The organism is Secundilactobacillus collinoides DSM 20515 = JCM 1123 (assembly GCF_001435975.1).
GTDB classification, from domain to species: Bacteria; Bacillota; Bacilli; order Lactobacillales; family Lactobacillaceae; genus Secundilactobacillus; species Secundilactobacillus collinoides.
Genome location: NZ_AYYR01000039.1, coordinates 63,666 through 76,083, shown reverse-complemented (window position 1 = coordinate 76,083; position 12,418 = coordinate 63,666). Strand labels below are relative to the sequence as shown.

Genomic DNA, 12,418 nt, shown 5'->3' with positions numbered 1-12,418 from the left:
AACTAGTTAGATTTGATCTTGACCAAGGCCCATCTTTTGTGCGTATTGTTCTTCCTGACGCACAACTCGTGACCGTTCGTGTTTGTTAAACCAAGGCGATACAGTGAATGCGAGCACATCATTAGCGAGGTAGACTGCGCTATTGATGAACATTGCTAACGTTGCCGATCCTTGTTTGAATGAAATGAACCAGAGTACCATCTGTGCGAGGCCCGAAGCGACCCACCAAATGTATTGGTTGTTGTAACGCATAAAGCAGATCACCCCAGCCGTTAAACTGATTGAAAAACTAATGGCGTCGACCCAAGGCCGCGGATCGTTAGTCAGTGTGCCAATGAGATAGCCGGATACACCATAAACGACAAGTGTTGATAAAACGGCGATAACCCATGTTCTGGCAGTGAACTTACGAATCTTTGCCGCCATGTTGACGTTCCAGTCAGCACTGATTAAAACAGGAACATCCAATGTGATCACATAGGCGAGCTGTTCTGCCATGCTCAGATAATTCTTGGCGGCGAAACCGGTTAGAATGAAACATATTGCAGAGAGAATCCCTAACCAACCATTAACTGATTTGGCGGCGTTAATAGCTAAGACGCAGAGCACGCCAAGGGTGGTTCCGACGAAGGTGAGTACCGTCAGTCCAGTAATTGGTGAATTGACTAAGGTCATCACTTGGCAACCAAGACTAAAAAAGAATAAATAGTAGTTTTGTTGCGGCCAGCCTTTCAGCTGATGAGAAAGAAATTGAAAATAGTTGTGCATTTTGGAACACCTTCCAATAATCAGAATATATACTATATATGGCACTTAAGTGATAATAAATGCTATTTAACCACAACATGTTGTAGATGATATTTCGCGACAAGATTCATTATAACATCGAATGTGTGTTTGGAAAGCCTTAATTTTCTGAAAATTAAAATAGTAACGCTTGTGTAATGAAAATGATTGCCGATATCAAAGGGATAAACCGTCAATTTGCTCATTTTTGTGTGGTAAAAGTCGGTTCAATTTGCCGAGAATGTCGCGCCATCGGACACAAAAAAATCCCACTAAATCCGAGTTGAATTTAGCGGGATTTCTTGTAGAATAAAATCGTTAAGCTTTTTTAGCAGCGTTTTTCTTGGCAGCAGCTTTCTTTGCTGCGGCTGCTTCTTTATTAGCGTGGTGCATTTCGCGGAGCTGATCCTTAAAGGCAACAATGTCGTCGGCGTTCTTATCCTGCCAGTCTTTGAACGAAACGGATGTGTCAGAATCGCCAGGTTTTAACCCGGTATCGAGCCAAAAGAGCGCTTGACTTAAGCTGGAGAAATTATGCATCCATAACGTTTGACCATTTTCAGAATCAAAGGCAACATAGGATTTATAATGCTTCTTTAAGAATGTATGCTTGCGAATTTTAAAAGCTTCTCGTTTCCGTGTTAGTCGATAATCAGGTAAAATAAATTGACCGGTCAATGTTAATTCCGGAAAGATTTCGTTTGCCTGATTATGTTGTTCCTTTAGCATAGAACGGGCTTGTTTGATGTTAATAAGATGGGCGCGGATTGCAGACATCAATGATCCTCCTTAGGGACGGCAGCCGAAAATGATTTAGTATCATGGACCATTCGACTATTGATTTTCATACTCTTAGTTTTAACTTTAGCATATTATAAGGTAAATGAAAATTGATAAGTCCCCAGTTTATCAACATCTTAAGCAGAAAAATATCAAAATTAATGGAGCGATAGTCTTGAGCAAATATTACGCGATTAAAAAAGGGCGGCATCCTGGCATCTATACCACTTGGGATGACGCGAAACAACAGGTCGATGGGTTTTCCGGCGCGGTATACAAAAGTTTTAAACAACGCAGTGATGCTGAAACCTTTATGGACGGCATTGATCCGACGGTGGGGCAACCAAAACAGGGCCGCCATACCCGCACTAACACGCCCGTTCATGCCGTTTCTAATCAAATTGTCGGCTACACGGATGGCGGTTCCCGTAACACTGGCAACGTTACTGGCGGTCACGTGAAGGACACTGATAAGGCTGCTTGGGCGTATCGTTTGGAACTGCCCGATGGGAGAATCGTTGCTGATTCCGCTGGGGAGTGGGGAGCCACTAACAACCGGATGGAAATAATGGCACTAATTCGTGCTCTGGCTAAGCTTCAAGAATTAAACAAGACGGACGCCGATATCCACATGGTTTTGGACTCGCAATACGTGTTGAACGCCATAACAAAACACTGGATATCTGGTTGGAAACGGCGCGGTTGGAAACGGCGCGGTTGGAAACGTTCAGCAGGTGATCTCGCCAACGCAGAGTTGTGGCAGGAACTGGATGGCCTGCTTAACCGGTTCAGCAACCTTTCATATGCCTGGACTAAGGGACACGCCACGAATGATGGCAATCTTTTTGTGGATGACCTGCTCAATGAGTCGATGGATGAAATGAAGGCTGGGCACGCATTAAAGCCGTCGCATGAGTCCGTCGTTAAGGGCCAAAAACCCATTGCACCGGCCAAACCCGTGGTGCCGACGCGCAAGTCGACCTCCCAAAAGGCCGCTTCAAAACCGCAAACTGAGAAGCCGCTGTCAAATGATGTTAAAAAATCTGTATCAGATATTGAGAAGGCTTTGGGGCAACTTGACATGTTTAAAGATCTGTAATGAATCAAGACGTAAAGACCGCCGACAGAATTTCTGGAATGAGAGATTCTATCAGCGGCCTTTTATTGTTTTGTGTCAGCGAATTTCAGACAGTTATCTGCCGTTTCAGGAGGGGCTAATCGCGGTGTGTCGCTTTTCTAAAGCGCTGGTCGACTTCTTTACTCCAGAAGCCGCCTGACATATGCGTAGGCTCATTCACCATAATGAATGCATCCGGTGCAAGCTCGTTGACCAGCGTCATTAATCGACGATCGGCTTTGCGCGGAGCTAGGATATTCATGATCAATCGCGTGCCGTTGCGGCCGTAACCCCAAGTTTCAGTGACACCATAACCGTGGTCGCGAATTTTTTCTGGCAATTGTTTATTCTGCTCATAGTTTTTATCATCGTTATTGATATTCACTGTGACCTGAAAGTTCACGTAGCCCAACGCAACGTGGTCTTCGATGATAATGCCCAGGTAGATCCCGAGACCAAAGCCAACGGTGTATGCAATGACGTTTAAGGGTGAATCAATATTTTTCAGAGCAATGGCTAGCGCAATGACGTACACGAACTCTTCAAGTACGGCTAACAAGGGTGCCCAAAGTTTCTGTCGGCGCACGACCAGCATGGTTCGAAACGTGTTAAGTGTGATGTAGCAAGCGTTCAGAATAAAAATAGTTGCTGCAAGTTTCATTAAATACCGCCTCTATTCTTTAAAAATAAACACGTTCATTTTAGTGAGTTCAGTCCTAAATTGGAAGCATTTACCTCGCGTTTTTCATGATTTTAATGTGCTATAATAGGGACAAGGAGGATTTTCTGACATGACTACTGAACGCGAAAAAATGACTGCGGGTGAGCCTTACCAGCAGTTTGATAAAGAATTGATCGACCGGCGTGTTTACATCCGCCAGCAGGTTGAAGAAATTAACCATATCACGGACAACAACAACCGTAATAACCGTTTTAAGGCCTTATTGGCGGATACCGGTGACGATTTCTTTGTTGAAAATAACTTTAAATTTGATTATGGGTTCAACATTCATATTGGGGATCACTTTTATGGCAACTACGATATGACATTTTTGGATACTTGCCCAATTACGATCGGGTCACACTGCTACTTTGGGCCAAACATTGGGTTGTATACACCAGTGCATCCCTTGGATCCGACTGAACGCAACGCTGACGTCGAACTGGGCAAACCGATCACAATTGGCAACAGTGCTTGGCTGGGTGGCCGAGTCACCATTTTACCCGGCGTGACCCTCGGCGATAACGTTGTGGTTGGTGCTGGCTCGGTCGTGACGAAGGCCTTCGGCGATAACGTTGTGATTGCTGGTAATCCGGCACGCGTCATTAAAACGATTCCAACTAAGTCCTAAGATTTAATAAAGTCCCTATTTGGCTATTGTCCAAATTAGGGGCTTTTTTGCGCGGTTTAAATCTTTTTTGATAAGTAATAGTGAATAGTATGGCTGACTATTGCTAATTCTTGTCAGATTTGCTGACACACTCATGAAGGCGTTTAACGATAAGGGTATCAACCGATTCGATGGTCTTTGACTCCCAAGAATCAATTGATTGGTATGTCCTTTGCCTTTGCTGAAAAATCATCGAATGTGACACACTTACTTTTTTATATGAATTCGCTTATTGTTGCACTCAATTTTACTTATTATTTTAAACGTGTATAATGAGTTGTGTAAATTTGATTGGGTTTCTTTGGAAACGGCAATTTGTTGCAGAAAACGCTGTTGCAGGTGGTCTATGACTAGTCTCAGCAGCGTTTTTGTGTACAATTTGCAATCTAATCAAAAATACGCTGATTTTTTTGAAAAGCAACTGAAAAAATCCGGCATGAGATATCATAAGAGGAGGATTATTATTTTAAGAAGCAAGTTAATCAACAAGTGGGTCTTTGTTCCAACTGTTGGTTTGTTTCTGATGGCTACGTTGGTGTTAATGGTGGGCGGAAAAGGTCTGCAAGCACCGTTGAGTGGTCTTCTGAACTGGATTAACCTGAAGTTGGGATGGCTGTACCTTGGTATTTATATCGTCAACTTCGTCTTCTTAATTGGATTGGCATTTAGCCATTACGGCAAGATTAAAATTGGAAAACCAAATGACAAACCAATGTATAGCGGGTTTAAGTGGGGCGCGATGGTCTTTGCCACCGCAATCGACGCCAGTATCATGATGCTGTCGATCACTGACCCGCTAACATTTATTCAACACCCGGCAGCACCGTTGCACGCTTATTCTAAGGGTGCCTACACGGCCGCGGTTGCATACGGACAGTTCAACTGGGGACCAATGGCGTGGATGATGTTTGCGCCAGCCGCTATTTTGATCGGTTACCTGATGTATCGTAAGGGTCAGCCCGTTCAAAAGTTGAGTGATGGGATTGCTATGTTAGATGGCAAAGCACCGCTTAAAAAGTTTCTGTCTGGTCTCGTCAACTTTTTAGTTGTCGTTGGGATCATCGGCGGCGTTGGCTCTTCAATTGGGATGGAAGTCCCCATTACGGCCAAAGCATTTTCAAGTGCAACCGGGGTGAAGTATGGTTTGCCCCTTGAACTTGGTCTGTTTGCCATTTTGTTTGTGCTGTTTGCTATGACGGTCTTTAAGGGCCTGAATGGCGGAATCGACCGTCTGAGCCAAGCACATATCTGGTTAGCCATTGGTTTTCTGGTCTTAATTTTAGCAGTGGGACCTACCCGCTACATTATTGTTAACCAAGCAAAGAGTCTGGGCGTTTTTGTCCAGAAGTTTATTCCGATCGCAACAAATACAACACCAAGTGTTACCCAGCAAGATACCATTTTTTACTGGGGCTGGTGGTTGTCTTACATGCCCGTCATGGGGCTCTTCATTGCTAAAATCTCCCGTGGACGCACCATTCGGCAACTGCTGTTTGGCATGCTGCTCTATGGGTTTACTGGCTGTGCGTTGTTCTACGCTGTCATGGGTGGTTACGCGCTTTGGCTGCAACAAAATGGGGTCATTAACCTGGTCCACATTTTGAACACGCAGGGGCAAGCGGCAACGATTGCGACCGTGATCGGGACGTTACCGATGAAACAGATCATGACGCTGCTTTACTGCGCCTCATGTTTTATCTTCCTAGCTACGACCATTTCTGGGTCAGCTTACATTCTGTCATCGTTTACCAGCACGCCGTTGAACAATCGCGAACCGAGTCGTTTTAACCGAATGACTTGGGTGGTGGTCTTCATGATCTTCGCCTTCTCACTAGTCTTAGTGGGCGGGTTCAACGTCATTCAAACGATTTCTGTGATCGCCGGCTTCCCACTGATTGGGGTCGTCGTCATCGTACTGATATCGATCTACAGGTTAGTGCGGCGCGATTCCGAACTGGTCTTCAGCCCAAGCGAAACCGATATGAGTCTCGACGAGCTGCCGGCAACGGTGGAACGCAAATCGGCTATCCGCGGGAAGTTGATCTTGTCCCCAAGAAATCTCGCAAACGATTAATTTTTTTTTGAGTATCTGCCTGTGGTTCCATTACTTCGCCACAGGAACACCTTTGATACGCACGCCGCGACTTTGGCTGACAAGGCAAAGTTTAGGTGGAAACAGGTACGATTAAAATAGGTATCATGGTGCAAAAAGAAGCCAAGGGAAATCAATTCGATTTCGCGGCTTCTTTTTTAGTGTCTATAAAACTTTTCCCTGGGCAGTAACGTAGATGTAAAGTGTTGGGCATTATTATGCCTTAAATTTCTTACTGACTGTCATCACGAAAGGATCACACAAATGACACTTCCATCAAAGACTGAACCGGTAAACACTGGTGAAAGCTATGTTACCCTGCATTTAAAAGCGACTCAGGTTCAAATTGAAAGTTTTCAAGCAAGTTTAGAAATTGAAAATCATTTGGTCAATTTTGCGAATTATTATTTAGAAAAAACCTATGGCCGCAAACATTTGTCCCGCTCATATCCGGCCTTTCATGAACGGGGGCGGATAATGGTTGCTGACACCATTCTCGCCAAGTATATTGATGAAACTTGGCAACTTGATGCTTGGCCTGTTGCCACGGCAGTACTACCGCTACAGGCTGCAAAAGCCTTGATGATCAAGTGGGTGGCAGATTTTGGCGTTTTTCGTGAAAAATTACGTCTTGCTAGCCGGATGACCGATCGGGAAAAAAGAGATTTCCAAAACAACGCCAACCATGATAATCCGCACCACATTGCCTGGCACCACCAGGGCGCATTGCCGGACATGAGCCATGGTCGCAAAATGAGCAGTATTATCCTTGATGTGCAGGCGCAACGTATTGTGACTGAAGCACATCAGGTTAAGCTGCCGGGTTACGGCACCTTATCCGTTGAAGAAAACATCAATCAGTTACGCACTAAACACGTTAAAAAGGTAATCATCAAACGGAAAAACGCCGACTGTTTTACACTGCAACTGACAATTGTCGATTAACCGGGTCACCGTTCAGTCGTCAGCAGTTGGTCCATGACCCGTGCCCATTTCTGTGTGAGTGCCGTCACCAGATCATCGGTGAAATTGGTGAAGCTTAGCCGCAGCTGATTTTGATTTACTCCGAACAGAAAACCAGGTCGAACCAGTAAATCATTGGTCAAAAAAGTGGTGTAGTCGGAGGGCAGCAGGGTGTTTGGCATTAGTAACGTTACCCAGAGGTTATTGCCATTTGCAGGTCGGTGATACGTGAGGCGGCCAGTTGATTCAAACGGTGCCAGCGCCTGCCTAAGGTTTTGAAACCGGGACGCCAATTGGGCGTTTTGGTGTTTAAGCTGATGACTTAGGTTAGGCGCCTTTAAAAATTGAGAGGCGACCAATTGAGGGAAGATACTAATTCCAGATTCCATTTCCTGGCGAATATTAGCTAACCGATCAACCAGTTGCGGTGGTGCAATTAGCCATCCTATCCGGGCATTGGCCCCAATGAGCGAGGACAGGGAACCGATATAGAGCACGTTGTCGGGGTCTAACGATTTGAGCGTTTTAATTGAGGATCCCGTCAGTGCGAGGTTCATGCCTAGCGGATCATCTTCCACGATTGGAAGTTTCAGTTCCTGGCATTTGGCAATCAGCGCACGTCTTGCCTTTAGCGGCATCGTTTGACCTGTTGGATTTTGACCAGTAGGGTTCACGAAAAGAAAGCGTAAATGGTGGCGGTAGTAAAGGTGTTGCAACTCATCCAGATCCAGACTACCGTCAGTGCCTAGGGGAATTCCGAGCACGCGAATGCCGGCTGCCTGAAAGAGGGAGAGTTGATAAAAATAAGATGGTTTTTCAATCGCAATCGCATCCCCGAATTGCAGCAGACCCTGAGCAATTAAATAAAAGGCCTGTTGCGCACCGGAAGTAATCAGTAATTGATCCGGGGTCACAGATTGTGCCAAATAGCCGGTCAAATGTCGAATCAATTGTTCTTTCAGTTCATCGGCGCCGCTGATATTCACATGACGTTCCTGCGCAACTAATTGGTTTCCGGAAAGGGCGGTCATTTCAACCGGCAGCGCTAAATCGGCACCAATACTAGAATGCGCAAGATTAATGACTTGGGGTTGGCCATCTAATTGTCGTAACCGGACCATGTAGTTGTCTGGGTCGCTCAGGCGGTTAGCGGTCAGGTAACTTTGCCAGTCCACTTTTTGTGAGAGCACGCCCCACTTACCGGAATTGACCCAGGTGCCGCTGCCGACCCGGCGTTCCAGGATGCCGCGGCTGACCAGTTCGTTAAACGCATGCTGCACTGTAGACCGATTCACGTTTAATTGTTTGGCCAATTGTCGTTCTGGCGGTAACTGTTGACCTGGCAAAAGAGTGCCAGCCTGCAAAGCTGTGTTAATTAATTGAATGATTTTTTGATAGGGCGGCTGAGTGCCCGTCGGTAAGTCCCACTGCATGTTCTGACCCGCTTTCAATAATTGGTTGGGATAATTGCCTGCCAATTGGTGGTAGGCATTTTCATTAGAATACCATAAGATGAGTTCAATTTTCAATGAGAGGAAGTTATTTGGTTATGGTAGAAACTGGAACAACACTTGTTAAACGAGGCATGGCAGAAATGCAAAAGGGCGGCGTCATTATGGACGTTGCGAATGTAGAACAGGCAAAGGTGGCTGAGGACGCCGGCGCCGTTGCCGTTATGGCATTGGAACGTGTCCCATCTGACATTCGTGCCGCTGGTGGGGTCGCTCGGATGTCCGACCCAGCCATGGTTGAATCTATTATGAATGCTGTGACCATTCCCGTTATGGCAAAGTGCCGGATCGGGCACATTGCTGAAGCCCGAATTCTTGAAGCTATTGGTGTGGACTACATAGACGAAAGCGAAGTCCTGACGCCGGCTGATAACAATTACCACATTGACAAAAACGACTTCAAGATTCCATTTGTCTGCGGCTGCCGTGATTTAGGCGAAGCCTTGCGTCGTGTCGGTGAGGGCTCATCGATGCTACGAACAAAGGGGGAACCCGGAACTGGAAACATCATTGAAGCGGTGCGTCACATGCAGAAGGTCAATGAACAGATTCGTCAGGTCACCTCTGCTAAGCCGGAACATTTGATGGCGATTGCTCGTGATTTGAGAGCGCCTTATGAACTGGTCAAGCAGGTCCATGACTTAGGCAAATTGCCCGTTGTGAACTTCGCTGCCGGAGGTGTTTCAACACCTGCTGATGCCGCCTTAATGATGAATTTAGGGGCTGATGGCATCTTCGTTGGATCAGAAATTTTTAAGTCTGAAAACCCGGCCAAGTTTGCCAAGGCAATTGTTACTGCAACGGCTCACCCAACTGATTACAGCTTAATTGCTGAGGTTTCAAAGAATTTGGGGAATCCAATGAAGGGCATCGAGCTATCAACATTGACCGATGACCAAAAGATGGCAACTCGTGGCGTTGAATAGGGAGGCTTGCGTATGTTGATTGGTGTTTTAGGCCTACAAGGTGCTGTGAGTGAACACGAACGGATGCTGGCGGACTGTGGTGCTAAGACGCGCCGGGTCAAGACGCCAGAAGACCTGAACGGGCTGGATGGCATCGTTGTACCGGGCGGTGAAAGCACGGCGATTCGAAAATTATTAGTGCGTGAAAGCATGCTTGAACCGTTACGTGATTTGGTGGCCCAAGGGTTACCCACGTTTGGGACGTGTGCCGGGATGGTTCTGCTTGCCCAACCGGAAAGCTTGGCCGGCATTCACGCCGATGTTGAACGCAACGGCTTCGGTCGGCAACGAGAAAGCTTTGAGAGTGATTTACAGGTCACTGGCTGGGAGACCCCGTTCCATGGGGTCTTTATCCGGGCACCGTATTTAAAGTCGGTCAGTGCCCCAGCAGAAGCGCTGATTACGTTAGATGATGGCCGGATTGTTGCTGCCACCGAGAAAAACGTTTTGACCACTGCTTTTCACCCAGAGTTGACAGGTGATAAGCGATTCCATCAGTACTTTATTGATGAATTCGTGAAGGCAACGACCAAAACGGCGTAAAATGACACATTTAAGAAACCGATCAGGATAACTGATCGGTTTTTTGGTTCGACACTTATTTTCGATTATCTTGTGGCAATCGAATCGTAACATGTGAGGACATCGCGGTCTTGTGTAATGGCGTAAGGTCGAAAAAACTGATATTGGTGTGGTCACCAATACCAGTTTTTTAGTCTGAACATTCCGAATTTGAATTTACAGAAGGATTCCATATTGAGCGTAAAACCGTTTTTGTTTCGGCTTTGCCAGCCCGTGATTGGGCAACAGTTGATTATTATAAGTTTTTTCAGGTCATGAAGAGGGAATACGTTCTGCCAGGCAACTGAAGTGCCTTGTGTCACGCTCTTTCTTTCCTATTTTGGCTGGTTAACCGGCCAATCCGGTGTGTTACCAGTCAGCACTTGATCAATCATTTTGGAAGCCCCGACCGCCATGCGGTTGTGTGCTTCGAGCGTCTGTGCAGCTGTGTGTGGTGTTAAGAAGACGTTGTCTAAATCAAACAGCGGACTAGTTGCAGGCAAGGGCTCTTTGTCGAAAACATCGAGAGCAGCACTTTCGATTTGGCCGGTTTTAAGGGCCGAAATCAAATCGTTTTCGTTAATAATCGGCCCCCGAGCCAGGTTGATGATCGATGCACTCGATTTCATCATTGCGAATTCCTTAGCAGTTATACTGTTTTCGGTTTCGGGGGTGGCAGCTAAATGAATCGTCACGTAGTCGGATTCTTTAAATAACGTGTCCCAATCGACGAACTTACCATATTTTGATTCGCGTGGCGTTCGGTTATAAATTAATACATTGACATTAAAGCCGGAGAGAATCTTGGCAACACTCTGTCCAATATTGCCGTAACCGACAATCCCGATAGTAGCGCCGGCGACATCTCGGCCCATCAAGTGAACGGCACCTTTAAGGTCACCTTCGCGCATTTTTTGTGAGATCCACGGACTGCGCTTCGCTAGTAATAATAAGTCAGAGACCGCAGATTCGGCCACACTCACTGCGTTTGCACCGGGGGTGTTAGTGACCCAAACACCTTTACTAGCCGCATAATTAGCATCCACACTGTCGTAGCCGACACCATAGCGAGCAAACACTTTTAGGTTCGGTAATTTATCGTAAATGGTGTTTGGAATTGGCGACACAAAAAGGATCGCTGCAGCGACGTCGGGGTGATCCAGTAAGGCTTGCTCAGTCACATCGGGCACGGTGATGACATCGTAACCCTTTTCCTTTAAATAGTTGTTCGAGAGCGTATCTGCCATTTTTGGCATAATGACTTTTGGTTTCATTTGAGGGACTTGTTCCTTTCTGTAGATCAGTGTCAAAAATAACAACCGACCTTTATTAGACAACGTTTGGCACGGGTTTTTCTATAACGTAAGTGTAACACTGAATGATTTTTTTGGGGGAAGCGGCGGCGTTGGTATGCCAGATTTTTAATATTGCGCGGCATTATAGCCGTTGGTGCTTCAACTTTCGAAACACCCATCGGTCACTGGTGGCAATAAATGTACCTTGAAAAATCAACGCGACAACCGTTCCAACGTTAACTGCCCAGATGGTGTGTTTGACAATCAAGGTGATCACGATAATCGTAATCGGCGTTGCATAAGACACTAACTGCGCCACAATGGCGTTGCCGTGGAAAAATCGAAACCGGATGATCTGCATCAGATCATCATTTGGATGTAGGATTAAATTGATGCGCTGATAGATTGAAATTCCAGTCGCAATCATCATGATACCCACAATGTCTAATATGACGGCGGGAATTAAGGGTAAATTGGTGATGCCAAATTTGACCATAAGCGAGGCTAAGCCGCTCACTAAGTAACTGAACGGAATCATGAAACAAAAGTTACCCAGCATTCGGTGCCAGTCTGCGTGCCGGAGCAGCACAGCATTCACTGCGACAACGGCAACGCCTTCAAGTAACAACATATTACCCAGGCTGACCGGGAAGAGGTGTGATAGATTGACTGCTGAAGCCGTCCACATGGCACTTCCCAAATTTAATGAGACAGTTAGGGCGTTGCCGAAGCTATTGATGATGATAGAGACTAGTAGGAGCACAAAATCGCCGAATACAGTTGGTTTGCCGTTTGGTTGATACATCGTTCTCTCCTTTTGATATCGAACTAGCGGCGCTTAATGAACGCCTCACAAAACAATATTATACAACTTTCATCTGAGTGTGAAAAAAACCTTTTAGGCATGAATGGGGAATTGTTGGGTGTTTTCGTAATAAAGAATTGCGGAAATGGGTT

12 protein-coding genes are annotated in these 12,418 nt (G+C 46.0%); 6 read left to right on the top strand and 6 right to left on the bottom strand.

The window, feature by feature from the left end; genetic code table 11:
* Window positions 1–6: 6 nt before the first annotated feature.
* Both pnuC and FC82_RS07195 read right to left on the bottom strand, forming a co-directional pair.
* Window positions 7–768 carry a nicotinamide riboside transporter PnuC gene (pnuC, locus tag FC82_RS07200; protein ID WP_054759346.1) on the bottom strand — a complete coding sequence of 254 codons (762 nt, stop codon included), beginning with the start codon at window positions 766–768 and terminating at the stop codon, window positions 7–9.
* Between the two features lie 336 nt (window positions 769–1,104).
* Window positions 1,105–1,563, bottom strand: a complete 459-nt coding sequence (locus FC82_RS07195; protein WP_056996614.1) for a hypothetical protein — start codon at window positions 1,561–1,563, stop codon at window positions 1,105–1,107.
* Between the two features lie 178 nt (window positions 1,564–1,741).
* Here FC82_RS07195 and FC82_RS07190 point away from each other — a divergent pair, with 178 nt between their 5' ends.
* Window positions 1,742–2,665, top strand: a complete 924-nt coding sequence (locus tag FC82_RS07190) for a ribonuclease H family protein (RefSeq protein WP_056996613.1) — start codon at window positions 1,742–1,744, stop codon at window positions 2,663–2,665.
* 115 nt (window positions 2,666–2,780) lie between these two features.
* Here the strand turns inward: FC82_RS07190 and FC82_RS07185 are convergent, their stop codons facing one another.
* Window positions 2,781–3,344, bottom strand: a complete 564-nt coding sequence (locus FC82_RS07185; protein ID WP_056996612.1) for a DUF2179 domain-containing protein — start codon at window positions 3,342–3,344, stop codon at window positions 2,781–2,783.
* Between the two features lie 130 nt (window positions 3,345–3,474).
* Here FC82_RS07185 and FC82_RS07180 point away from each other — a divergent pair, with 130 nt between their 5' ends.
* The 3 genes from FC82_RS07180 (at window position 3,475) to FC82_RS07170 (ending at window position 7,111) form a co-directional block, all read left to right on the top strand.
* Complete coding sequence (locus FC82_RS07180; RefSeq protein ID WP_056996611.1) at window positions 3,475–4,035, top strand: sugar O-acetyltransferase; 561 nt, start codon at window positions 3,475–3,477, stop codon at window positions 4,033–4,035.
* A 475-nt stretch (window positions 4,036–4,510) separates the two neighbouring features.
* A complete protein-coding gene (locus FC82_RS07175; RefSeq protein WP_082620253.1) occupies window positions 4,511–6,148 on the top strand; it encodes a BCCT family transporter in 1,638 nt (545 codons plus the stop codon).
* Between the two features lie 282 nt (window positions 6,149–6,430).
* On the top strand, window positions 6,431–7,111 hold the full coding sequence (locus FC82_RS07170; protein WP_056996610.1) for a hypothetical protein: 681 nt from the start codon (window positions 6,431–6,433) through the stop codon (window positions 7,109–7,111).
* A gap of 5 nt (window positions 7,112–7,116) precedes the next feature.
* Here the strand turns inward: FC82_RS07170 and FC82_RS07165 are convergent, their stop codons facing one another.
* Complete coding sequence (locus FC82_RS07165; RefSeq protein WP_235809192.1) at window positions 7,117–8,658, bottom strand: aminotransferase-like domain-containing protein; 1,542 nt, start codon at window positions 8,656–8,658, stop codon at window positions 7,117–7,119.
* A 20-nt stretch (window positions 8,659–8,678) separates the two neighbouring features.
* Here FC82_RS07165 and pdxS point away from each other — a divergent pair, with 20 nt between their 5' ends.
* On the top strand, window positions 8,679–9,566 hold the full coding sequence (gene pdxS / locus FC82_RS07160; RefSeq protein WP_056996609.1) for a pyridoxal 5'-phosphate synthase lyase subunit PdxS: 888 nt from the start codon (window positions 8,679–8,681) through the stop codon (window positions 9,564–9,566).
* A 6-nt stretch (window positions 9,567–9,572) separates the two neighbouring features.
* Window positions 9,573–10,148, top strand: a complete 576-nt coding sequence (pdxT, locus tag FC82_RS07155) for a pyridoxal 5'-phosphate synthase glutaminase subunit PdxT (protein ID WP_275453046.1) — start codon at window positions 9,573–9,575, stop codon at window positions 10,146–10,148.
* 353 nt (window positions 10,149–10,501) lie between these two features.
* Here the strand turns inward: pdxT and FC82_RS07150 are convergent, their stop codons facing one another.
* Window positions 10,502–11,440 carry a phosphoglycerate dehydrogenase gene (locus FC82_RS07150; RefSeq protein ID WP_056996608.1) on the bottom strand — a complete coding sequence of 313 codons (939 nt, stop codon included), beginning with the start codon at window positions 11,438–11,440 and terminating at the stop codon, window positions 10,502–10,504.
* Window positions 11,441–11,603: 163 nt separating this feature from the next.
* Window positions 11,604–12,266 (bottom strand): DUF6198 family protein, encoded by a 663-nt coding sequence (locus tag FC82_RS07145; protein ID WP_056996607.1) that lies wholly within the window; start codon window positions 12,264–12,266, stop codon window positions 11,604–11,606.
* Window positions 12,267–12,418 lie beyond the last annotated feature (152 nt).